Genomic DNA, 22,384 nt, shown 5'->3' with positions numbered 1-22,384 from the left:
CGGCTCAGTTGTCGCCGAAGTCGTAGTTCATTTCCGGAACCGGGGCCTGAAGGTAGTAGCCCTGGATGTAGTTAACACCCGCCTGCCAGAGGGTGGCGAGTACACCCGCATTTTCCACCAGCGGTATGATCGTCAGCTTTCCGTTATTCTGCAGGCTCTTGACCATCGCCTTCACCTGTTCCTTGGCTTCATCGCTCTTCTGGATTTCCTCCGTAAAGGAGCCATCAATTTTCACATAGTCCGTATCGATATGTTTGAGCGTGTTGAACGGGTTGAGGGCACAGCCAAACTGGGCGATGGAAACCTTGCAGTGGAGTTCATGAACAGCTTTGGTGAAGTCCCTGGCCTGCTTCATGTAGTTATTGGCATCGCCTTCACGGATCTGGAAAACCAGTGAATCACCTGGCAACCGCGCAGCCTTCAGAGCGACGCTGAGCCAGGGGGTGAAGGTTTTGTCCTGGAGCGTTTCCGCGGTTACATTCAGGAACAGGCGGGTATCGTGACCCCGGGAGCGGTGGCTGGAAAGCTGCCTGATGGTCTGCAGGATGACCCAGCGGTCGATCTTGATGGCGGTGTCGCTCGGTCCCATCGGTGGCAGGAAGTCATAGGGTGAGACTTCCTTACCGTCCTTGTCGAGCATCCGCACGAAAGCTTCGTAATGCTCCTCGCCTTCTCCGCGCAGGTTAATGATCGGCTGGAACAGAAGGCGGAAGCGGTTCTCTTCCAGGGCTTTCTGAATGGCCTCCACCGAATTGTTCTCATCCAGTGTTTCAAAGTCCGCCGGGTTATAGGCTGAGACCCCGTTACCGTGGGTATGGCCTTCCAGTTTGCGGACGTCCGCGGACGCCATGTGGGCCCGTGCCATCAATTCCTCGGCCTTTGGCGAGTTCTCGGTAATCGCGGCAACCCCGATGCTCACGGTGAGTTGAACGGTGCGGCCATTGATGTCGAACAAATGGTCTTCAACGGCCTTGCGGATGCGCTCGGCGTGATCCACCATGGCTTTTTCATTGCAGGGCTGGCACAGGAGACTGAAGGCGTCGTCGCTCAGTCTGGCGAGGGCCAGGTCGTCTCCGGCCTGCTCCCTGAGCAGGTTTGCCAGATCGCCAAGTAGCAGGTCCGCGCCGGATATGCCCACCTGGCTCTTCATGCTCATGAAGTTGTCCAGGGCGATATAGGCAAGCGCACCCGTTTCGTTGTTCTTGCCGGCATTGGAGATCGCTTCGGCGAGTGCACTCATCAGGTACTGACGGTTATAAAGACCGGTCAGCAGATCCTGGCTGCTGATCTGGCGCAGTTTTTCCTCGAGTTCTGCATCGCTGTGCTCCGGTTGCAGCACAATCTGGGTGCAGGCCTCACCATCATAGGTTGCGGCGGAAACCGACATGGTGACGTTCAGTTCGTGGTCGTCACTGCGGCGCGCCGTGCAGTTCATGGCCATGCCATCTTCGCCCTTTTCAGCGAAGGATTTCATGAAGTCCTTGTACTTGTCCTGGCTTTCCGGGGTAAGGGTGTCCAGTACCGGGACGCAGATAAGATCATCGATATCGTCGTAGCCAAGAAACTCCATATAGGACTGATTGGCGTAGACGTGCATGCCGTCATTAATGTAGGCGATCGCGTCCTTGGAGCTTTCAAGCAGTAACTGGCAGCGCTGTTCCGCCTCCCTGAGGTGGGACTCGAGCACCCGGCGCCGGCGGCGCTCACCGAGGGCTGCCAGTTCGCGGTTAACCACCAGCACCAGGAGATCCGTGCACTCAAACGGTACGGTGTCCTGGGCGCCGGCCTTCATGATCGCGACCGTACGTTCGCGACTTTCCTGCTCGGTCAGCAGAATAAACGGAATGTCCTTGTCGATCCGGCGGATCATGGCCAGCGCGTCGTCGGCCGAAAATTCCTGCTCCAGATCGCGGGCCAGGAGCAGGTCCCAGTTACCCGCTTTCAGGGTTTCTTCGAGGTCTTCCTCGGACGTGATGCGATGGGCCCTGGTGGCCTTGCCTGAGTTACGGAGCAGGCTGACCAGCGATTCGGCATCGTTTTGAGATGGATCAAGAATCAGCAGGTGTACGGTCGCGTTCTTTTTCTGCATTCGTAAGGCGTCTCGTGATTCACATTGGCGGAGGCGGCCACCGTTAGCAGTCTGCGATCTGTTTGAATACAGGAACTTGCAGTCAACGGTTTGCGGGTGTCGCAAGGCCGGTCATTCACTATCGCTGAATGATGCAGGGGATGAGGTTCAATAACAACCCTCTCCGGGGCTCCGGCGTCTCAGTTTGGCAAGATTATAGCGATGGCCAGAGGGAGTCGAACTCATCCTCACTGGCGGGGGATGGGGCCACCGGTGTACCGGTGGCCAGTGCTGCGGCATTCTGTAACCTGAGTTCGAACTGGCTAATGCTGCCTGTGGAAGACACTTTGCGCGACAGTTGCCCCTGGTCCTCCCGGCCGTCGTGGAGTAATGAAATCCGGCTGCCTGACTGGAACGGCAACCTTGGTGTAATCAGGGTGGCCGACTGGTTCACCACGCTGATTTCCGGCAATAGCAGACCCCGGAGATACTCGCTGCTGTTGCCTATTTTCTGGATCAGGCGCACGCCGCAGGGCGAAGCGCTGGGCGCAAGAAGCTCTATGCCCACCTGGGTGCCGTGGTTTTTGATCTGGCGTATCCAGCGAACAACCGCGACGCTCCAGGGGTGGCTTTTCTGTTCCCGGACCCCGAGAACCTCGCCGGCCTGAAGCGAGGGGGGCACGTTGCTCTCCCAGGCGACACAGTAACCGCCCGGGCTCGTGTTTACCAGAAGACAGTGGTGCGACTTTGGGCGGTTTTTGTCAATACCGGGACTTTGAGCGTTGCCGTATTTGCCGCGGAAGTTAATCGGGGTATCGGCCGAAAGAAGTCTGTCGTTGCCTGGCTCGGCATCATGGGCACCCGACCAGGCGTCCTGCTTCTGCCGCGAGGCACGGATAAACGGGTTTTCCTCGTCTTGATAAGTATTGTCGTTGCCGTTCACGAATTCGGTGAAGGTTTTCTCGCCGGCAATAAAATAGTGCGTGGCCGTCAGGCCCACGCAGACTTCCAGGGACCCCTGGCTGGCAATACGGTTGAAGTTTCTTTTCGCGAGAATACCCAGCGCCTGGCTGAGATGGGTAAGCAGGGTATCGCTGATTTTCGCCGGAACCGTCAGCCCATGGCTGGTTTCCTTGTGTTCCCGGCGGGCATGCAGTGTGTCCGAAAGCATGGCCGATAACTCGCGGGTGTCGAAACCGAAGCTGCCATCGCCCGGTTTCCTGTCAAGCAGGCTGCGATACATTGGCGGATTGTCCGTTTCCATATTGACGATGAACAGACTGTCGTCGCCGATGTCCGGCCCGCAACCCGCGTGGTCTGTCCAGGACTCGAATAACTCGTACACCTGGAGAAGCTCTGACTGCCTGAGTTGGTTTGGCCGGGCGCAACCGAGCAGGAGGATGCGTTTATAGCTGTCGGCAACGGAACTGGTGCTGCGGTGTTGCAGGGTGTCGTCTTCAACCTGGATGAAGGACAGTTTGTTGCGCCAGGCGAAGCGGAACAGGCGGTGGCATTCGAGCCAGCTCCGGGCCGGGCTGGGACAGTAAAGCTGGTGCGACCTCAGAATGGTTGCTGCCAGTTCGTAAATGGCCCTGTGAGTGGCGTTGGCAATCTGCCTGCGGTTTTTTTCCAGCCCGCCGTTGTCGATGAGCTCAAGAACGCACAGCTTGTAACCACCCGCCAGGTGTAACTGCAGTGCCTGTGACAGGTTGGCGATTTTCCGCTGTTTCTCGGGAAGTGCGACGGCAAGACCCAGGTAGTGTCGCGAAAGCTCGTTGCAGACGAAGTGGATTTTTTCGCGGATGACTTCCAGAAACTGCATCCGTGGGTGCGGCGCCAGGAACAGATGATTCAGTTCAATGATGGCATGGTAGAGTTGCCGGGAAACCTCACCGATATTGGCCATCGGCAACTGGTCCGTCCAGGCCCTGAATGCTTTGGGCGTTGTGTCACAGAACGACAGGCTGGCCGTTTTCTGTTCGGGAACGCGGAGATCTGGTTTCAGGGTCATACCTTCCATGAATTTATGCCGATATCGGGTCCACAGGTGGTACTCCGGGGTTGGCCCGGCCCGGCTGGCGGTTAATCACTGTCCGCCGGCCTGCCAGGATAACGCCCTAAATACATGTTTTATTGTTAAACGTTACTGGACTTTAAAGTAGCAAACCCGTTTCAAAAAGCGAGAAGATCACGAGTTGACAATCTTTGACAAGTGATTTTGTGGCCCTTTTTGCGAAGCTTATCACGGGAACAGGTTGATCGGGGTCTTGCTATCCTTTCCTGGCTCTTCACGTACAAGCCTTGGCACCAGGAACCCGGGCAGCCTTCCCAGCAGTTCATGCATCAGCGCCCTCGCCTCCTGATCGGGCACATTGTAATGGTGCGCTCCGGCCACCGGGTCGAAGGCGTGGAGGTAATAGGGTAACACACCGGCATCGAACAGGGCCTCGCTCAGGGCTTCAAGAACAGAAGCTTCATCATTCACGCCCCGAAGGATAACGCTCTGGTTCAGCAGCGTGGCACCGGCTGCCCTCAGATAGCCCAGTGCCCGGCGGGTTGGGGTATCAATTTCCGCCGGGTGGTTGATGTGCAGAACAATAACCACCTGCAGGGGCGTTGTTGACAGCCACTTCAGCAACTCATCGCAAACCCTCTGGGGAATCACCACGGGCAGGCGGGTGTGCAGACGCAGGCGGCGAATGTGCGGTATGCCACTGATCGCTGATGCCCACTGGGCGAGAAGCCGGTCATTGACCGCCAGTGGGTCGCCACCGCTGAAAATGACCTCGTTCACCTCGGGGCTGGCCGCCAGGGTGTCGATAACACGTTGCCGGTCTTCCGGGCTCAGGCGCTGTTCGTCATAGGGGAAGTGCCGCCGAAAGCAGTACCGGCAGTTGATCGCGCACTGGCCGGTGACCATGAGCAACGCCCGGCTGCGGTATTTGCGGATCAACCCGGTGGTTGGAATGGCGCCCACCTCCTGCAGGGGATCGTTCACAAAACCCGGCACATGGCCGGTTTCATCCTCAAGTGGCAGCACCTGCCTGAGCAGCGGGTCGGCCGGGTTGCCTTTTTCCATTCGGGCCAGGAACGGTTCTGGCACCCGGATCGGAAACAGCCGGTGACCCTGCCGTGCGCCGGAAAGCCAGGGGTCGTCAGGAAGTCCCAGGCGCTGGAGCAGTTCCTCAGGCGAGGTGACCGACTCCGAGAGCAATTGCTGCCAACTGCGTTGCTCCTGGTCAGAAAGGCGGGCTTCTATACGGGCGGGGGTTCGCTGTATCATAGCGACCTTTGAATTTTAAACAGCATTTTGTCAGGTGGACATTTCATGGCTTCATATTCTACCAACGAATTTCGCAGTGGTCTCAAGGTTTTGCTTGATGGCGACCCCTGCATCATTCTCGAGAACGAGTTCGTAAAACCCGGAAAGGGGCAGGCCTTTAACCGCGTCAAGTTGCGTAACCTCATGACCAATCGCGTCTGGGAGCGCACCTTCAAGTCCGGTGAAAGCCTGGAAGCGGCGGATGTCATTGACCAGGATATGGAATACCTCTACACCGACGGCGAATTCTGGCATTTCATGCTCACTGATGGCTCCTTCGAGCAGTACCCGGCTGATGCCAAGGCCGTTGGCGACACCCTGAAATGGCTGAAAGAGCAGGATGTCTACACGGTGACCCTGTACAACGGTGCGCCGCTGTCCGTTACGCCGCCCAATTTCGTTGAGCTCGAAGTGGTCGATACCGATCCGGGCATGAAGGGCGACACCGCACAGGGCGGCTCCAAGCCGGCCACCCTCTCAACCGGTGCCGTGGTCAGTGTGCCGCTGTTTATCACCACCGGTGAAGTGCTCAAGGTAGATACTCGCTCCGGAGAGTATGTCAACCGGGTCAAGAGCAGTTAATCCTGACATGACCAAAGAACCTGTCTGGCAGCCCTCTGCCTCGCAGGCGGCCCTGGAAAGCCGTGCACAACAACTGGCGTTTGTGCGCGGCTTTTTTGCACAAAGGGGGGTGTTGGAAGTTGAAACACCGATTCTCGGGCAGCGTGGTGTCACCGATCCGAATCTGGACGGCATCCAGGCGCACGTGGCGGCCGGCACCCGAACCGGCGGCTGGCTACAGACCTCTCCTGAATACCACATGAAGCGCCTGCTGGCTGCGGGCTACGGCTCGGTTTACCAGGTTTCCCGGGTGTTCCGTAATGGCGAGCTGGGGCGGCGCCATAACCCTGAGTTCTCCATGCTGGAATGGTATCGCGAAGGGTTTGACGACGTGGCATTGATGGCCGAGGTTTCAGACCTGGTATGTGGCTGGCTTGGTTGCCAGCCGCCGGAGGCCATCCGTTACAGGGACGCGATGGAATGCTGGGCAAAGGTCAACCCCTTTGAGGCCACAGACCGCGAGCTGGCGCGTCGCTGCGAGCAGTGGCTGGAACCGGAACAGCTGGCGGACCTGGGGCGCGATGGCTGCCTGGACCTGCTGATGAGTTTCGCGGTTGAACCGAACCTTGGTATGCAGCGGCCGGAATTCATAACTGGCTATCCGGCCTCTCAGGCCTCCCTGGCTCGCGTCTCCATGTCGGGTGGTCATGAAACTGCGCACCGGTTCGAGCTTTACATAAATGGCCTTGAGCTTTGCAACGGCTACTGGGAGCTGACGGATCCGCAGGAACAGCGTCGCCGCTTTGAAGCGGATAATGAGCAGCGCAGGCGTTCCGGGAAGCCGGAAATGGCGCTGGATGAGGCCTTTCTTGCAGCCCTCGGGCAGGGGCTGCCCGAGTGTTCCGGGGTCGCGCTCGGGCTGGATCGCCTGCTGATGGTCAAGTTGGGCGCCAGGGATATACGCGAGGTGCTGGCATTTCCGTTTGAGCGGGCATGATCCCGAAAGTCTTTCTCCTACACAGGGGACTGTGTCCGGGATAGTGTGCCAAAGGCCTCGCCCATGCGCACGGTCTTGCCGGCGACCTGATCGCTGTTCCAGGTGACTGCACCCCTGGGCATGACCATGATCACGGTCGAGCCCAACCGGAAGCGGCCCATTTCCTCACCCTTGGCAAGCGTCACGGCCTGCTCACCTTGGTAATGAGTTGCGGTAACCTCTTTGCTGCCCGGCGCCACGACCCCCGCCCAGCGGGTTTCCACGCTGCCTACAATCATGGCGCCCACAAGTACCAGGGCCATGGGACCTGCGTCTGTGTCGAAGAGGCAGGCAACACGCTCATTGCGGGCAAACAGGTTGGGAACGTTTTCAGCGGTCACCGGGTTTACCGAGAACAGCTTGCCCGGAATGTGGATCATCTCCCGAAGGGTGCCGGCCATGGGCATGTGGATCCGGTGGTAATCCTTGGGCGAGAGGTAGATGGTCGAAAATTCGCCCCCGGCAAACGGCGCGGCGGTTTTCTCATTTCCGCCGAGCAGCTCGCTCAGGCTGAAGGACTGGCCCTTGGCCTGGAACATCCGGTCGCCAGTCACCTGGCCGAGCTGGCTGATCACGCCGTCAACGGGGCTGACCAGTGTTTTTTCACCTTCGGCCAGCGGTCGGATACCCGGTTTCAGTGCCCGGGTGAAGAAAGCGTTGAAGCTCGGGTAGGCTTCCGGGTCCGGCTCGGCGGCTTCGCTCATGTCTACCCCATAGTGGCCGATAAACCAATGGACCACCCGGTTCTTGAGCGCGGGGGAGCGGTTATCGTCGGCCAGACGACCGGCCAGGTGGGAAATCGCCCGTTGCGGGGCAATGTACTGGCTCAGAACAAAAAACTTGTCAAACATTAATAGTGATCCTTTGCGCTCAAAGGCGCGAAGTTTAACAAAGACTGCGACCTGTATAGAAATTGTTTCATGGCTTCGCGGTTCTGTGGGGGGCTTGCTATTATCAGGGCACCTTTTGCGTTGCGTGAAGGCTTCCGACTCCGGTCGATAACCAAGAATATAAGGCGTGCTTAGTTACCATGTTGCTGATCATCGGTGCGGTTATTGTTGTTGCCAGTGTATTTACTGGCTTTGTTCTCCATGGTGGCAATCTCATGGTGCTGTGGCAGCCAACAGAAGTGCTGATCATTTTTGGCGCAGCTCTGGGGTCATTCATCATTGCCAACCCCATGCATACCCTGAAGGAAACGTTTAGCCGCGGCTTTCAACTGCTTACCGGTTCGCCCTACAATAAATCGTTCTACATGGATCTTCTCAGTCTGCTTTACGAGATTTTTGACAAGTCCCGAAAGCAGGGCGTTATGGCAATAGAAGAAGACATCGATAATCCCGAGTCCAGCCAGATCTTCAGTCGTTACCCTGCCATCATGAAATCTAAGGAATTGCAGGCATTTATTACCGATTACCTGCGCATCATCAGCTCTGGCAACATGCCGACCCATGAGCTGGAAGGCATGATGGAAAACGAGATCGACAGTCGCCGGCACGAGATCGAAGAGTCCGCGCACGCCGTCAACAAGATTGCGGACGCGCTGCCCGGCCTCGGGATTGTGGCCGCGGTTCTTGGTATTGTCATCACCATGAACTTCATGAGCGAGGGCCCCGAGAAGATCGGCCTGAGTGTTGCCGCGGCGCTCGTAGGTACCTTCCTGGGTATTTTCATGGGCTACGGCTTCGTTGGTCCCACCTCCATTGCCATGGAACACGCCGCCAAATACGAACTCAAGGCCTACGAATGCGTAAGGTCGGCTATTGTAGCCACGGTGTCGGGGCAGGCGCCCCAGATGGCGATTGAATTCGGTCGCAAGGCATTGCCGACGGACAAGCGCCCCGGTTTTCAGGAACTGAATGATCACGTCCGTTCCAAGTAATACCGCCTGCAACCGATCTCCGGAGCCGAATCGTGGAAGAACAGCCGATCATAGTCAAACGCAAAAAGGTTGTCGCAGCCGGGCACCACGGTGGTTCCTGGAAAGTTGCGTTTGCCGATTTCGCTACCGCCATGATGGCGTTTTTCCTGGTGCTCTGGCTGACGGCGACGGCGTCTCCTGAACAAAAGCTGGCCGTGGAAGGATATTTTCGTGATCCGGTAGGATTTACCGAGGGGGGCTCACCGAACCCGGTGGATCTCGATGGCAGCGCCTCGGTCATAAACGAGGCGAGTCCCGATATCGAATCTAGCCAGATTCAGATCGAAGACCAGGTAGTGGACGAGCTCTCGGAAACCCTCGAACAGCGTCGTATGGAGGAGTTATTCCAGGAGCTGAAAGACCGCATCGAGCAGAACAAAACCCTGCAGGAGTTCAAGGACCAACTGCTGATTGATATTACCGATGAGGGCCTGCGCATCCAGATCGTCGACCGGTCAGGCCGCCCCATGTTCGACAGCGGCCGCGCCGAGCTCAAGTACTACTCCCAGGATATCCTGTTTGAACTGGCCAAGACGCTGGGTTCCGTGGATAACAGGCTCAGCATCACCGGCCATACCGATTCGACACCCTTCAGCGGCCGGCCCGGCTACACCAACTGGGAGCTTTCGGCTGACCGCGCCAATACAGCCCGCCGGGCGCTCGTCGCTGGCGGGGTTCGGGGAGAGCAGATAGCCCGGGTGGTAGGGTTGAGCGACTCCGTGCTGTTTGATCAGGAAGACCCGACCGCGCCGGTGAACCGCCGCATTTCCATTATCGTTCTGAACAAGAAAACCGTAGACAACATCCAGAGCAGCGCGGGCCGTTCCGATGAGCCGTTGATCGACCTTACCCGCTCGTCAGAAGCTGAGCAGGAAGCCATCCGAGAGCGGCTTGAAAGCGGGGAATGGCGCAAGGAAACAGAACAGCCGGCACCGGGCGAGCTGAACTGGTAAGGCGTGACCCGTTAGTCCGCTTTCAGCCCCCGGGCCCGCTGTTCCGACATATCCTGAAGAATCCTGTGGAAACTTTTCAGCCGCTGCGGGCTGATCTTGCCCTGATCCGCCGCCGCATCAATCGCACAGCCGGGATCCCCCATGTGCCGGCAGTTGCGGAATTTGCAGTTACCGATTACGTCCCGGATCTCCCGGAACCCGTGCCCGATCTCCTGCGGTGTCATGTGCCACAAGCCGAACTCACGGATACCCGGCGAATCGATCAGATCCCCTCCCATCGGCAGATGGAACAGCTTGGCCGTTGTGGTCGTGTGCACACCCTTACCAGTACTCTCCGATACGGCGCCCACGCGAATTGCCTCACCCGGCATCAACGTCTGGATAATCGACGACTTGCCCACGCCGGACTGCCCGACGAACACGTTGGTCTGATCCTTGACCAGGGCCTCAACCTCCGGTGACGGCTGATCGCCAGATTCGGCTGCAGATGTACGCACAACCTCATAACCCAGCGCTTCATAGCGCCCGAGCAGGGCGTCAATAGCGCCCCTGTTGCGCTCAGTAATCAGATCTGTCTTGTTCAGAAGGATTACCGCCGGAATGTTCGTGATCTCAGAGGCCACCAGGTACCGGTCAATCAGGTTGTCGTGGGGCGCCGGCTCCGGGGCTATCACCAGAATAATATGATCAATATTTGCCGCCACCGGTTTCAGGGCGCCAAAATTATCCGGCCGCTGCAGCAGATTCTGCCGCTCGCAGCGGGCAACAATAACGCCGGTTTTATTTTTCCCCGGCCGCCAGACAACCTTGTCACCGGTCACCAGACTGTCAATGTTGGTTCGAACAAAGCACCGGACTACATCACCGGTTTGCTCACCTTCCAGTGCTTCCACGTCCAGCTGTTGCCCATAGTGAGCAATGACTAACCCTTCCTGCTCCGGCCCAAGCTCACCGGCGTCGGCCTGCTCCTGAACCTTCCTTTCCTTGCGCGCCGCGCGGGCCGCTCGCTCTTCCTGGACCCTCTTGATGCGGAATTGCTGCTGTTTGTTCAGTCGCCGTTTTGCCATTTACGTCCCGGATAACCAGATGAAAGTTTTGCCTGTGGTGTGCCATCATACTGGAATCGTGCCTATTCGGCTTGGACGTTGCCAAGACGATAAAGACATATCTCCAAATTTCGGAGCGGGGCTGGCATCGGCTTTCCGGAAATGTCGGAGGCCATGGATGGCCGGAGTCAAGCGCACATGGATGTGCTTGTAGCGGTTTCCGGAAAGCCGATGCCAGCCCCGCCTCCCCTAAATCTAGAAGGCTGGAAAAATAATGGCAGATAGTGATCGCCTGGTTTGGATCGATCTGGAAATGACAGGCCTGGACCCCGAAAAAGAGCGGATCATTGAGATGGCAACCATCATCACCGATTCGGAATTGAACGTCGTGGCTGAAGGTCCGGTGATCGCTGTCCATCAGCCAGACACGCTTCTGGATGCCATGGATGAGTGGTGTACTAAAACCCACGGTGCAAGTGGGCTCACCAGGCGCGTTCGGGAGAGCGACGTCTCTGAATCGGAGGCTGAGCAGTCAACTATCGAGTTTCTGAAAAAATACGTTGAGCCCGGTCAGTCACCACTGTGCGGCAACAGCATCGGCCAGGATCGACGTTTCCTGGTCAGGTACATGCCAGAGCTGGAAGCCTTCTTCCACTACCGGAATCTGGACGTGTCTACTGTTAAAGAGTTAGCCCGCCGCTGGCGGCCGGATGTGCTGGCCGGCGTCAAAAAGAAAGGCAGTCATCTGGCTTTGGACGACATCCGGGACTCCATCAACGAACTGCGCCACTACCGGGAACACTTCTTCAAGTTATAGGCCGTGCTGCCGCAGGGCCCAGCGGACATGCTCACGGACCATTTCGGAAGGGTGGTCCACGCGCTTTTTCAGGGCTTCAATAACCGGAATGGTTGAGGGTGCGTTGCCCAGCCCAACGGCCAGGTTGCGAAGCCAGCCCTCATAGCCGGTTCTGCGAATGGCAGAGCCTTCTGTTCGTTTCAGGAACTGTTCCTCGGTCCAGAGGAACAGTTCGGCCAGGTCGGTGTTATCCAGCCCGTGCCTGGGCTGGAAGTCCTGCTCGTTCGTCGGCTTGCTGAACTTTTGCCACGGGCAGACCAGTTGGCAGTCATCACACCCGAAAACCCGGTTGCCCATCAGGGCCCGCAGCTCCTCCGGAATGCTGCCTTTGAGTTCAATGGTCAGATAGCTGATGCAGCGCCTCGCGTCCAGCTTGTGCGCACCTGCAAATGCATCGGTGGGGCACCTGTCCAGGCATGCCGAACAGCTCCCGCAATGGTCTTTCTCGAATGGTGCGTCAACGGGCAGCGGAGCGCTGGTAAAAATTTCCCCCAGGAAAAAGAAAGAGCCAGCTTTCGGATGAATCAGCATGTTGTTCTTGCCGATCCAGCCAAGACCGGCTCTCTGGGCCAGGGCACGCTCAAGCACCGGCGCGCTGTCCACGAAGGCCCGGTAGTCGTATCCGTTCAGCGCCCCATCAATTCTTCCTGCCAGCCGTGCCAGGCGCTTGCGGATCAGTTTGTGGTAATCACGCCCCAGTGCGTAGCGGGTAACGTAGGCCCTATCCCGGTGAGTGAGTGCGTCTTTGGGGCTGTCTGGCGCTGGAAGATAATCCATTCTCACGGAGATGACCCGGATGGTGCCCGGCACCAGCGCGGTGGGCGTATAACGCTTGTCGCCATAGTGCGCCATGTAATCCATTTCGCCCTGATACCCCTCGGCAAGCCAGTCTTGCAGGTGGGTTGCATGCTCACCGGTATCCGGCGTTGTGATGCCCACATCAGAAAAGCCAAGCTCAACTGCCCACTGGCGGATCAGCGCTGGCAGATCAGCCAGCTCCGGGGATGGTTTGTCACAGGTTGACGAGGCGCTCATGGACACTGCCCGCGATCAGATCCGTCCGGAAACGAGGGTACGGATATTTAATTTGATTAAGTTATGACCTTTTCAACTGTTTTGCTATGCTTTACAGATATCTGGCCAATTTTCTTAAACTGGTTTCTGTAACGGGAGCAAAGGTTCATGCCGCCGTCCGCTGCGCACAGTCTACCAGACACTCTGTTTTCCGCCGATTCGGTCAGACAGATTGATCGCTATGTGATTGATCAGCAGGGTGTTGATGGTTTTGAACTGATGCAGTCTGCCGCCCAGGCGGCGTTTCGCTGTCTGGTCCGGCACTGGCGCGGCGGTGATCCGGTGCTCGTTCTCTGTGGTGCCGGAAACAATGGTGGCGACGGCTACCTGGTTGCCGCCAACGCACAACGTCATGGTATGGATGTTCGTTGCGTGGCCGTCGCACCAACCAAAAAACTCACCGGTGATGCGAGAAAAGCCTGGCAAAAGGCGCTGGCAGACGGCGTGCATGTCGATGAACTGGAGACCCTCTCGGAAGCTGGCCTTAACGGGCTGTTTGCCGGTGCCGGAATAATTGTTGATGCCATGCTGGGCACCGGCGTATCGGGGGCGCCCCGCGAACCTTTTGCCGCGCTGATAAGGCGGTGCAACCAGGCGCCAGCGCCGGTGCTTGCGGTGGATTTACCCTCCGGGCTGAATGCGACCACGGGGGCAGCCGGGGGGGACGTGGTAAGGGCAACAATGACTGTCACGTTTATCGGGCTTAAAGCTGGCCTGTTTACGGGGCAGGGGGCCGCAGTGTCCGGTGAGGTTGTGTTTGAGCCTCTCGGCACGGCTGATGGCGTTGCTGGTAGTGGTCAGCAGCCGGTTGCGTACCGTCGCGACTGGGCGTCGGTGATGTCCTGGTTGCCGGAAAGACCGGCCAATGCCCATAAAGGCCGTTTCGGGCATGTATTGGTGGTGGCCGGCGACCGGGGGTATGGCGGCGCCGGTCTGCTGGCGGCAGAGGCCGCAGCGCGCTCAGGGGCGGGTCTTGTGTCCCTGGCAACCCGGCCCGAGCATGTGACTGCGGCGCTGGCCAGGTGCCCCTCGGTGATGGTCCATGGCCTGATCCATGGCTCGGAATTGCCACCGTTGCTGGAGGCAGCCTCGGTTATCGTCTGTGGCCCCGGCATAGGCCGCGGCGCCTGGGGCCAGCAGATGCTGGAACAGGTCATTGCCAGCGGCAGGCCCCGGGTGCTGGATGCCGACGCGCTGAATCTGTTGTCCGGTCGGGTTGCCATACCGGCGGATGACCATATTTTAACGCCTCATCCGGGCGAAGCCGCCCGATTGCTCAACTGCCCGGTGCCGGAAGTGGAAGCTGACCGAATGGCCGCCGCCACTAAGTTGCAGGCCATGTACGGCGGGACTGTGCTACTGAAGGGGGCGGGCACGGTGGTCACCTCGGGGCGCGCAGCGGTCGACATTATCAGCGGCAGCAATCCGGGAATGGCCACCGGCGGCATGGGCGATGTGCTGTCAGGCATTATTGGCGCCGTCTACGCTCAGCTTGGCGAGCCCGGCAAAGCGGCCGTTCTTGGCGCTTCAGTACATCTGGCTGCGGCCGACAAAGCTTCAGAGACCCGGGGGTTCATGGGGTTGATACCCAACGATGTGATTGATGCACTGCCGCTGGTATTCCGCGAGTCTGAACCCACTCGGGTGCCGGGGGATTCATGAGCATGATGGGGAAGATGGGGAATGAGCGCCGCCTGTTTCTCGAAAGCGAGGCTGAAACCGAGCAGCTTGGCCGGGAGTTGGCAAGACGTGTTGCCGAATCCGGCCAAGGTCTGGTGATCCATCTGGATGGCGACCTGGGTATGGGCAAAACCACTATCAGCCGGGGTGTCATGCGTGGGCTTGGCCACACCGGCGCGGTAAAAAGTCCCACTTATACCCTGGTAGAGCCCTATGAGGACCTGGAACCGCAGGCGTACCATTTCGATCTTTACCGGCTAGGCGATGCGGAGGAGCTGGAATATATGGGCATCCGGGATTACTTCGCCGGCGATAATCTGTGCCTGATCGAATGGCCCGGGCGGGGAAAAGGGATTCTGCCCGACCCGGATCTGGAGATTCATCTGGACCGTCAGGGTGAGGGGCGTTCCGTCGTTATCAGAGCCTGTTCCGGGCGGGGTGCCTCGGTGCTCAATGAACTGCAATTGATTGGTCCGGGCCACAACTAGGTCGGGAACCTGATGGAAACTGGCAGGTAAGCTGTATGAGAATCGCTGAACTCAAAACAAGACTGGTCCAGCCGCTGACACTGCTACTGGCGGTTCTGGCGTTCCCCGTTTTAGCCGGAACACAGGTGGCTGGAACACGGGTGGAAAGTGCGCGGATATGGCCGGCGCCAGACCACACCCGCCTGGTATTCGATACCGCCGGGCAGGTAGAGCACAACATCTTTTCCCTGTCAGGGCCGTCCCGCCTGGTTATCGATCTTAAGAATACCCGCCTGAAAGCGGATTTCTCAGGGCTGGACCTTTCCGGCAGCCCGATCAGGCGGATTCGCAGTGCGCCTCGCAACGGCAACGATCTGAGGGTGGTACTGGATCTGGAAGCCGACATCAAGCCCCGGAGCTTTCAGCTTGAGCCGAACCAGCAATATGGCCACCGCCTGGTCGTTGATCTGATTGACGAGAGCGGCAGCCGTCTGGAAAAAGCCGCCAGGCCAACCGTGACCCAGGATTCGGCAGGCAAGCGGGATGTTATCGTGGTGATTGATGCCGGCCATGGCGGTGAGGACCCGGGTGCCATCGGCCCCAAGGGCACTCGCGAGAAAGATGTGGTTCTGAAAATGGCGAATACCCTTGCCGCTCTGATCAATGAGCGGCCAGGCTACACCGCCAAGCTGACCCGAACGGGTGACTACTACATTGGCCTTCGCAACCGGACGCTTTTGGCCAGAAAGTACAATGCTGACCTGTTCGTATCCGTACACGCGGATGCCTTCCGCACACCCCAGCCGAAGGGAGCCTCGGTCTTTGCCCTGTCACAGCGGGGGGCGACCAGTGAAACCGCCCGCTGGCTGGCAAACAGCGAAAACCGTTCCGACCTGATCGGCGGGGCTGGCGGATTGTCCCTCGATGGCCGCGATGACACGCTCGCAGGGGTGTTGCTGGATTTGTCCATGACAGCCAGTATCAACGCCAGCCTGGGGGTTGGCAGCTCGGTCCTTGGTAAGCTCGGAGGCGTTGCCGAGCTGCACAAGCCGGGTGTGGAACAGGCATCTTTCGTGGTGCTGAAGTCACCGGATATCCCCTCTATCCTCGTGGAAGCCGGGTTCATATCCAATCCCCGGGAAGAGAAGAACCTGTCGACTGACTGGTACCGCAACAGGCTGGCCGGCGCCATTATGAAAGGGATTGATGACTACTTTCAGAAAACCCCGCCACCGGGCACATTGCTGGCCTGGCAGAAACAGAATCGTCAGGGTGCAAACAGTGTCAGCCACTACCGGATCCGGCGTGGTGACACCTTATCAGGTGTGGCCAGGAAGACTCAGACCACCGTCAGTGAGCTGATGCAGTTTAACGACCTGCGGGATGACCGTGTTATGGTAGGGCAAACCATTCGTATTCCCGCGTCCTGATCAAGAGGTTTTTCGGTAACATGCCCCCCATTCGATTGCTGTCACCACGGCTCGCGAACCAGATTGCCGCGGGTGAGGTGGTGGAGCGCCCCGCATCTGTCGTCAAGGAACTGGTCGAGAATGCCCTGGATGCCGGCGCCACCCGGGTTGATGTTGAAGTGGAGCAGGGCGGCGTCAAGCTGATCCGCGTACGGGACGACGGCAGCGGTATTGAAGAGGGTGATTTGCCGCTGGCCTTGAGCCGCCATGCTACCAGCAAGATCGCCAGCCTTGATGACCTGGAAGCAGTTGCCTCCCTGGGCTTCCGTGGCGAGGCGCTCGCCAGTATCAGTTCGGTTTCCCGTCTGGCGCTGACTTCCCGGACAGCAGAACAGGAGGCGGCCTCCCGGGTGGAAGTGGAAGGCCGGGAGATGGACGCCAGGATCTCGCCCGCAGCACACCCGGTGGGCACTACCGTTGAAGTGCGGGATCTGTTCTTTAATACCCCGGCCCGCCGCAAGTTTCTGCGCACCGAAAAAACCGAATTCAACCACGTGGAGGAGTGCCTGCGCCGGCAGGCCCTGAGCCGGTTTGATGCCGGCTTCACCCTTCGTCATAACCAGCGGGTTGTTCAAAGCCTGAGGCCTGCCGGTTCGGTCCTTGACCGGGAGCGGCGGATCGGTGCCCTGTGCGGGCAGCCATTCGTCGACAATGCGGTGGTTATCGATGCGCAGGCAACAGGGCTTCGTCTGTGGGGCTGGGTTGCGCTGCCGACATTTTCCCGAAGTCAGTCGGATCTGCAGTATTTCTTTGTCAACGGCCGGGTGATTCGTGACCGGCTGGTGGCTCATGCCGTGCGCCAGGCCTACCGGGATGTTCTCTATAACAACCGGCACCCGGCCTTTGTGCTTTACCTGGAAGTAGACCCGGCCACGGTGGATGTGAATGTGCACCCCACAAAACACGAAGTCCGTTTCCGGGACGGCCGATTGGTTCACGATTTTATCTTCAGAACCCTGCATAAGGCCCTGGCCGATGTTCGGCCGGATGATCATTTCCGAGGTGCGGTCGCCCAATCCTTTGGTCGTGAAGCGTCGGCTCAGACGGAAAGTTCACCGGCCATGACTACTTCTGGGGGCGCTTCCTGGAATGGCCAGCCAGCGCTGCCGAGTTACGGCCATTCCGGCGCACCAGCCGGTTTCGGTGGCCCCTCACAGCCTCGGCAGGAATGGCGCGCCAGCGATCAGATGGCGTTCTATCAGTCCCTGAACGCCGGTGGTGGAACCGCAAGCCCACAGTCGACACCGATCAGTGACGGTTCTGCCAGACCCATGCCGACGCCGCCGGTGGACAGTGATGAGGAGCCGCCACTTGGCTATGCCATTGCCCAACTGCACGGGATCTATATTCTCGCCCAGGGTCGGGCAGGGATGATCGTGGTAGATATGCATGCTGCTCACGAGCGCATAACCTATGAACGGATGAAGCGGGCCCTTGCCGAACAGGACCTGAAAAGCCAGCCATTGCTGGTTCCGCTGTCTCTGGCGGTCAGCCAGAAAGAGGCCGCCCTGACCGAGAGCCACGGCGATGAGCTGCACAGGCTTGGCCTGCAGATAGAACGGATCGGCCCGGAAACCCTGGCTGTCCGGCAGGTGCCGGCGCTTTTGCGAGGCGCTGACGCTGAGCAACTGGTGCGTGACGTGCTGGCGGACCTCATTGAGCATGGTCAGAGCGACCGGTTGGAAGCGGTGACGCACGAACTGCTGGGTACCATGGCGTGCCATGGCTCGGTCAGGGCGAACCGTCAGCTCACCATACCGGAAATGAACTCGCTGCTCAGGGACATGGAAGCCACCGAGCGAAGCGGCCAGTGCAATCACGGCCGGCCGACCTGGACACTGATCACCCTGTCCGAGCTGGACAAGCTGTTCCTGCGGGGGCGTTGAGGTGTCCCTGCCTCCGGCCATTTTTCTGATGGGGCCAACGGCGTCCGGTAAAACCGACCTGGCCATGTCCCTGTGCGAGCAGCTACCTTGCGAGATCATCAGTGTTGACTCGGCCATGATATACCGTGGCATGGATATCGGCACCGCCAAGCCGACGGCGGAAGAACTGGCCCGGGCCCCCCATCGCCTGATCGATATCTGCGATCCGGCACAAACCTACTCGGCCGCGGACTTTCGCCGCGACGCCCTCGCTGCCATGGCCGGGATCACGGCAGCGGGCCGGATACCCCTGTTGGTGGGTGGAACCATGATGTACTTCAAGGCATTGCTGCATGGCATGTCCGGTTTGCCCGCGGCGAGCCCGGACGTGCGCAGGGTGTTGGAGCGGGAGGCTGAGGTGCGGGGCTGGGAAGCGCTGCACCGGGAGCTGCACAGTGGGGATCCTGTTGCGGCGGAGCGGATACATCCGAACAATCGCCAGCGATTGCTGCGGGCCCTGGAAGTCCTCCGAGTGACCGGCAGGCCGATTTCAGGGTTCTGGCAGGCAGAGGTTGCCGGTAAAAACGAGGGCGTGCCTGAGCCTGCCAGCAGAAGCGATATTGAGGATTACACCTATTTCACCCGCTGGCAGGCAGACGAAACACCTTTGCTACCGTATACTGTCGTGCAGCTTGCCATGATGCCACCGGATCGGCGGGTGCTTCACGAGAGAATCCGCCAGCGCTTCCTGAAGATGCTGGACTCGGGTTTTATCGACGAAGTGCAGGCACTGATGCTCAGGGAAGACCTGCACCCTGACCTCCCTTCCATGCGTTGTGTTGGCTATCGCCAGGCCTGGAGCTATTTGTCCGGGGCGGACGACTACGACACATTTGTAAGCAAGGGTATTGCCGCCACACGCCAGTTGGCGAAGCGGCAGTTGACCTGGTTGCGTAAGTGGTCCGATGTGGACTGGCTGGACAGTGAAGACAAACTTATCGCCAAGGCAGCCTTGAAAAAAATCAGACTTCGCACCACATTTAACTCTGACCAATGACGATCTGCACCTGCTGAAGCATCTGCACCCACTAAAACAGGAGAAAACACATGTCAAAAGGGCATTCGTTACAAGACCCTTACCTTAACGCCTTGCGCAAGGAGCGCATTCCGGTTTCCATCTTTCTGGTTAATGGTATCAAACTCCAGGGCCAGATCGAGTCTTTCGACCAGTTCGTGATTTTGCTGAAAAACACTGTCAGCCAGATGGTCTACAAGCACGCTATTTCCACGGTGGTTCCTGCCCGCAATGTTCGCATTCCGCAGCAGGCTCCGGGAGGAGAGGGCGAGTCTGAAGACTGATCCATCCGTTTCCCCGGTATTGCACCCGCGTTCCGGAAGACCCTTTTCTGGGGTCTGATGGCCGCGGGTGTTTGTTTTTATGATATTGACAGTTTCACTGTTCCGGAGTTGATGCCAATTGTTTGAACGTCCTGATGTCGGTGAGCGCGCGATACTCGTCCACATCGATTTTACTGCCCATGACGGCACGGAAGACCCTGGCGAGTTCCGGGAACTGGTGATGTCCGCCGGCGTTGAGCCGGTGGGTGTTGTGACCGGTTCCCGCAAGCAACCCAGCCCGAGATTTTTCGTTGGCGAGGGAAAGCTGGAAGAAATCCGTGACGCCGTGACCACCAGTGAAGCCGATGTCGTATTGTTCAATCATGCGCTGAGCCCGCGTCAGGAAAGAAACATCGAGCATGAACTCAAGTGCCGGGTGCTTGATCGCACCGGTGTGATCCTCGACATCTTTGCCCAGCGCGCCCGTACCCACGAGGGTAAGCTACAGGTAGAGCTGGCACAGCTTGAGCATATGTCAACGCGTCTGGTGCGTGGCTGGACTCACCTGGAGCGGCAGAAGGGTGGCATCGGCCTTCGGGGCCCTGGCGAAACCCAACTTGAAACCGACCGTCGCCTGCTCCGGGAACGGATAAAATCGATCCACAAGCGTCTTGAAAAGGTTCGCCGGCAGCGGCGCCAGGGTCGACGGGCCCGCCAGCGTGCGGACATTCCAGCCGTGTCTCTGGTTGGCTATACCAACGCAGGTAAATCAACCTTGTTCAACCGGATTACCACTTCCTCCGTCTACGCTGCAGACCAGTTGTTTGCAACGCTGGACCCGACGCTGCGGCGCCTGGAACTTCCGGATATCGGGCCGGTCGTAATGGCGGACACGGTGGGCTTCATCCGCCACCTTCCCCACAAGCTGGTCGAAGCATTCCGGGCAACTCTGGAAGAAACGACACAGGCGACAATTTTGCTGCACATTATTGACAGTCACGACAGCCGGCGTGACGAGAATATGGAGCAGGTCGAAGAGGTGCTGGCCGAGATCGGGGCAGATGAGATTCCCGTACTGCAGGTGTTCAACAAGATTGACCTGCTGGAAGACTTCACGCCGAGAATCGAGCGCAATGAAGACGGTGTTCCGGTGCGGGTCTGGGTGTCCGCGGTGACCGGGGAAGGGCTCGGCGGTCTTTACGACGCCATTGTGGAGAGACTTGCAGAGGACGTTGTGCATCATTTTGTTTTGCTGGGGCCTGCCGACGGCAAGCTGCGCGCGTTGCTGCATGAGGCCGGGTCGGTGCTGACCGAGGAGCACCGCGAGACGGGGGATACGGTGCTGGAAGTTCGTTTGCAGAACCGGGACTGGCTGCAGCTGCTGAGCCGGGCCGGAGTGAAGGAAGAATCGGTCAGGCTCGAGCTGGGCCATGCCTGAAACCGGAACGGCTATTGCCGGGGCGGAGATAAATCCCTAGTATTTGCAGCCATTCTATTTATAAGTCAGTAATGGAGAGCACTATGGCCTGGAATGAACCGGGTGGAAACCGTAACGACAACGATCCCTGGGGTACCGGTGGTGGTCGGCGCGGCAATGATCAGGGTCCACCAGACCTCGATGAGGCACTGAAGAAGGGGCTGGACAAGCTCAACAAGATGTTGGGCGGCAAAGGTGGCAAGTCCGGCGGCAGCGGTGATGGCAGTACCGGCGGAGGCGGCGCTGGTTTTGGCGCTATCCTCGCCCTGGCGGCCATTGTTGTCGTGGGCTATGTCATCTTCCAGTCGTTCTACACAGTGGACGAGCAGGAGCGGGCCGTTGTTCTGCGTTTCGGGGAATACGACCGGACAGAGAGCCCGGGCCTGCGCTTTAAGGTGCCGTTGATTGATGATGTCACCAAGGTGCGGGTAACCAACGTCCGTACCGCCGAGTCGACGGGCCAGATGCTGACTCAGGATGAGAACCTGGTCAGCGTGGATCTGCAGGTGCAGTATCGGGTCAGCAATGCCCGTGACTACGTGCTCAATGTCCGTGACTCCAACCAGGCCCTGGCCTTTGCCACCGACAGTGCGCTTCGGCATGAAGCAGGCGGCGCCACTCTGGATGCGGTATTGACTGAGGGTCGGGTTGAACTTGCGGTAAACGTCGAGCAGCGAATCCAGAGTTTCCTGAAGCAGTACGGCGCTGGCCTTGAGATTGTGCGGGTCAACGTGGAAAGCACCCAGCCGCCTGGCCCGGTTCAGGATGCTTTCCGGGAAGTGCAGCGTGCCCGTGAAGACGAGCAGCAACTCAAGGAAGAAGCAGAGACCTACCGCAACAAGGTTGTGCCGGAAGCCCGCGGCCAGGCCCAGCGCATGGTTGAGGAGGCGGCGGCATACAAAGCCCAGGTGGTTGAGCGCGCGGTTGGTGAGACCGCCCGGTACAAGGATCTGCTGGCCGTGTACGAGAAGGCGCCTGATGTCACTCGCGAACGCATGTATCTGCAGGCCATGGAGAGCGTGCTTGCCAGCTCCAGCAAAGTGCTGGTTGATACCAAGTCCGCCGGTAATATGATGTACCTGCCGCTGGATCGTCTGACCCGTCAGGGCGGCGCCAGCCTGGCGGCGGGCCGGAACGAGAGCGCAGATGCCGGCGGTCTGGCCGGCCAGTCTGATATCCAGTCCCTGACGGATCAGGTGCTTCGCGAACTGCGCAATCGCCAGTCCACCAACACGAGAACGGGGAGATAAT

19 protein-coding genes are annotated in these 22,384 nt (G+C 58.9%); 13 read left to right on the top strand and 6 right to left on the bottom strand.

The genetic code is table 11. The features are described 5' to 3' along the window. Nucleotides 1-4 precede the first annotated feature (4 nt). The 3 genes from QPL96_RS01420 to epmB form a co-directional block, all read right to left on the bottom strand. Entirely contained in the window at nucleotides 5-2,089 is a 2,085-nt protein-coding gene (locus tag QPL96_RS01420) for an EAL domain-containing protein (RefSeq protein WP_303285075.1), read from the bottom strand. Between the two features lie 193 nt (nucleotides 2,090-2,282). Further along, entirely contained in the window at nucleotides 2,283-4,088 is a 1,806-nt protein-coding gene (locus tag QPL96_RS01415; protein WP_303285074.1) for a GTPase, read from the bottom strand. 222 nt (nucleotides 4,089-4,310) lie between these two features. Continuing rightward, entirely contained in the window at nucleotides 4,311-5,351 is a 1,041-nt protein-coding gene (gene epmB, locus QPL96_RS01410; protein WP_303285073.1) for an EF-P beta-lysylation protein EpmB, read from the bottom strand. 45 nt (nucleotides 5,352-5,396) lie between these two features. Here epmB and efp point away from each other — a divergent pair, with 45 nt between their 5' ends. Continuing rightward, nucleotides 5,397-5,972, top strand: a complete 576-nt coding sequence (gene efp, locus QPL96_RS01405; protein WP_303285072.1) for an elongation factor P — start codon at nucleotides 5,397-5,399, stop codon at nucleotides 5,970-5,972. Nucleotides 5,973-5,979: 7 nt separating this feature from the next. Beyond that, nucleotides 5,980-6,948, top strand: coding sequence for an EF-P lysine aminoacylase EpmA (gene epmA, locus QPL96_RS01400; protein ID WP_303285071.1), 969 nt, complete (start codon nucleotides 5,980-5,982; stop codon nucleotides 6,946-6,948). A 17-nt stretch (nucleotides 6,949-6,965) separates the two neighbouring features. Here epmA and asd read toward each other — a convergent pair whose 3' ends face one another. After that, complete coding sequence (gene asd, locus QPL96_RS01395) at nucleotides 6,966-7,838, bottom strand: archaetidylserine decarboxylase (RefSeq protein WP_303285070.1); 873 nt, start codon at nucleotides 7,836-7,838, stop codon at nucleotides 6,966-6,968. Nucleotides 7,839-8,017: 179 nt separating this feature from the next. Between asd and motA the strand changes: the two genes are divergently transcribed. Further along, on the top strand, nucleotides 8,018-8,869 hold the full coding sequence (motA, locus tag QPL96_RS01390) for a flagellar motor stator protein MotA (RefSeq protein ID WP_303285069.1): 852 nt from the start codon (nucleotides 8,018-8,020) through the stop codon (nucleotides 8,867-8,869). 32 nt (nucleotides 8,870-8,901) lie between these two features. Next, nucleotides 8,902-9,861 carry a flagellar motor protein MotB gene (motB, locus tag QPL96_RS01385; RefSeq protein ID WP_303285067.1) on the top strand — a complete coding sequence of 320 codons (960 nt, stop codon included), beginning with the start codon at nucleotides 8,902-8,904 and terminating at the stop codon, nucleotides 9,859-9,861. 11 nt (nucleotides 9,862-9,872) lie between these two features. On the opposite strand, the gene rsgA is transcribed toward motB, so the two are convergent. After that, nucleotides 9,873-10,928, bottom strand: a complete 1,056-nt coding sequence (gene rsgA / locus QPL96_RS01380) for a small ribosomal subunit biogenesis GTPase RsgA (protein WP_303285066.1) — start codon at nucleotides 10,926-10,928, stop codon at nucleotides 9,873-9,875. 253 nt (nucleotides 10,929-11,181) lie between these two features. Here rsgA and orn point away from each other — a divergent pair, with 253 nt between their 5' ends. After that, a complete protein-coding gene (gene orn / locus QPL96_RS01375; RefSeq protein ID WP_303285064.1) occupies nucleotides 11,182-11,724 on the top strand; it encodes an oligoribonuclease in 543 nt (180 codons plus the stop codon). Here the strand turns inward: orn and queG are convergent. After that, nucleotides 11,719-12,798 carry a tRNA epoxyqueuosine(34) reductase QueG gene (queG, locus tag QPL96_RS01370; RefSeq protein ID WP_303285063.1) on the bottom strand — a complete coding sequence of 360 codons (1,080 nt, stop codon included), beginning with the start codon at nucleotides 12,796-12,798 and terminating at the stop codon, nucleotides 11,719-11,721. The genes orn and queG overlap by 6 nt on opposite strands. Nucleotides 12,799-12,945: 147 nt before the next feature. Between queG and QPL96_RS01365 the strand changes: the two genes are divergently transcribed. The 8 genes from QPL96_RS01365 to hflK all read left to right on the top strand — a co-directional run bounded on the left by QPL96_RS01365 (nucleotide 12,946) and on the right by hflK (nucleotide 22,383). Next, entirely contained in the window at nucleotides 12,946-14,499 is a 1,554-nt protein-coding gene (locus QPL96_RS01365; protein WP_303285062.1) for an NAD(P)H-hydrate dehydratase, read from the top strand. Nucleotides 14,500-14,504: 5 nt separating this feature from the next. Continuing rightward, the gene (tsaE, locus tag QPL96_RS01360) at nucleotides 14,505-15,005 is read left to right on the top strand and encodes a tRNA (adenosine(37)-N6)-threonylcarbamoyltransferase complex ATPase subunit type 1 TsaE (RefSeq protein WP_303285231.1); all 501 of its coding nucleotides are present in this window, start codon (nucleotides 14,505-14,507) and stop codon (nucleotides 15,003-15,005) included. 35 nt (nucleotides 15,006-15,040) lie between these two features. Further along, nucleotides 15,041-16,414, top strand: a complete 1,374-nt coding sequence (locus QPL96_RS01355; protein WP_303285061.1) for an N-acetylmuramoyl-L-alanine amidase — start codon at nucleotides 15,041-15,043, stop codon at nucleotides 16,412-16,414. Between the two features lie 20 nt (nucleotides 16,415-16,434). Continuing rightward, nucleotides 16,435-18,339, top strand: coding sequence for a DNA mismatch repair endonuclease MutL (gene mutL, locus QPL96_RS01350; protein ID WP_303285060.1), 1,905 nt, complete (start codon nucleotides 16,435-16,437; stop codon nucleotides 18,337-18,339). A 28-nt stretch (nucleotides 18,340-18,367) separates the two neighbouring features. Beyond that, on the top strand, nucleotides 18,368-19,375 hold the full coding sequence (gene miaA, locus QPL96_RS01345) for a tRNA (adenosine(37)-N6)-dimethylallyltransferase MiaA (RefSeq protein WP_303285230.1): 1,008 nt from the start codon (nucleotides 18,368-18,370) through the stop codon (nucleotides 19,373-19,375). 50 nt (nucleotides 19,376-19,425) lie between these two features. Continuing rightward, on the top strand, nucleotides 19,426-19,677 hold the full coding sequence (gene hfq / locus QPL96_RS01340) for an RNA chaperone Hfq (RefSeq protein WP_008170056.1): 252 nt from the start codon (nucleotides 19,426-19,428) through the stop codon (nucleotides 19,675-19,677). A 118-nt stretch (nucleotides 19,678-19,795) separates the two neighbouring features. Then, on the top strand, nucleotides 19,796-21,094 hold the full coding sequence (gene hflX, locus QPL96_RS01335; RefSeq protein ID WP_303285058.1) for a ribosome rescue GTPase HflX: 1,299 nt from the start codon (nucleotides 19,796-19,798) through the stop codon (nucleotides 21,092-21,094). 83 nt (nucleotides 21,095-21,177) lie between these two features. Next, complete coding sequence (gene hflK, locus QPL96_RS01330; protein WP_303285056.1) at nucleotides 21,178-22,383, top strand: FtsH protease activity modulator HflK; 1,206 nt, start codon at nucleotides 21,178-21,180, stop codon at nucleotides 22,381-22,383. Nucleotide 22,384 lies beyond the last annotated feature (1 nt).

It is taken from the genome of Marinobacter sp. SS8-8, assembly GCF_030540945.1.
Taxonomy (GTDB): Bacteria; Pseudomonadota; Gammaproteobacteria; order Pseudomonadales; family Oleiphilaceae; genus Marinobacter.
The sequence above is the reverse complement of the archived record's forward strand: the minus strand, read 5'-3'. Positions and strand labels throughout refer to the sequence as shown.

What these genes read in the sequence shown, in the direction of transcription:
- QPL96_RS01420 (WP_303285075.1), bottom strand. Translation starts at nt 2,089, where the DNA reads ATGCAGAAAAAGAACGCGACCGTACACCTGCTGATTCTTGATCCATCT.
- QPL96_RS01415 (WP_303285074.1), bottom strand. Translation starts at nt 4,088, where the DNA reads ATGGAAGGTATGACCCTGAAACCAGATCTCCGCGTTCCCGAACAGAAA.
- epmB (WP_303285073.1), bottom strand. Translation starts at nt 5,351, where the DNA reads ATGATACAGCGAACCCCCGCCCGTATAGAAGCCCGCCTTTCTGACCAG.
- efp (WP_303285072.1), top strand. Translation starts at nt 5,397, where the DNA reads ATGGCTTCATATTCTACCAACGAATTTCGCAGTGGTCTCAAGGTTTTG.
- epmA (WP_303285071.1), top strand. Translation starts at nt 5,980, where the DNA reads ATGACCAAAGAACCTGTCTGGCAGCCCTCTGCCTCGCAGGCGGCCCTG.
- asd (WP_303285070.1), bottom strand. Translation starts at nt 7,838, where the DNA reads ATGTTTGACAAGTTTTTTGTTCTGAGCCAGTACATTGCCCCGCAACGG.
- motA (WP_303285069.1), top strand. Translation starts at nt 8,018, where the DNA reads ATGTTGCTGATCATCGGTGCGGTTATTGTTGTTGCCAGTGTATTTACT.
- rsgA (WP_303285066.1), bottom strand. Translation starts at nt 10,928, where the DNA reads ATGGCAAAACGGCGACTGAACAAACAGCAGCAATTCCGCATCAAGAGG.
- orn (WP_303285064.1), top strand. Translation starts at nt 11,182, where the DNA reads ATGGCAGATAGTGATCGCCTGGTTTGGATCGATCTGGAAATGACAGGC.
- queG (WP_303285063.1), bottom strand. Translation starts at nt 12,798, where the DNA reads ATGAGCGCCTCGTCAACCTGTGACAAACCATCCCCGGAGCTGGCTGAT.
- QPL96_RS01365 (WP_303285062.1), top strand. Translation starts at nt 12,946, where the DNA reads ATGCCGCCGTCCGCTGCGCACAGTCTACCAGACACTCTGTTTTCCGCC.
- tsaE (WP_303285231.1), top strand. Translation starts at nt 14,505, where the DNA reads ATGGGGAAGATGGGGAATGAGCGCCGCCTGTTTCTCGAAAGCGAGGCT.
- QPL96_RS01355 (WP_303285061.1), top strand. Translation starts at nt 15,041, where the DNA reads ATGAGAATCGCTGAACTCAAAACAAGACTGGTCCAGCCGCTGACACTG.
- mutL (WP_303285060.1), top strand. Translation starts at nt 16,435, where the DNA reads ATGCCCCCCATTCGATTGCTGTCACCACGGCTCGCGAACCAGATTGCC.
- miaA (WP_303285230.1), top strand. Translation starts at nt 18,368, where the DNA reads ATGGGGCCAACGGCGTCCGGTAAAACCGACCTGGCCATGTCCCTGTGC.
- hfq (WP_008170056.1), top strand. Translation starts at nt 19,426, where the DNA reads ATGTCAAAAGGGCATTCGTTACAAGACCCTTACCTTAACGCCTTGCGC.
- hflK (WP_303285056.1), top strand. Translation starts at nt 21,178, where the DNA reads ATGGCCTGGAATGAACCGGGTGGAAACCGTAACGACAACGATCCCTGG.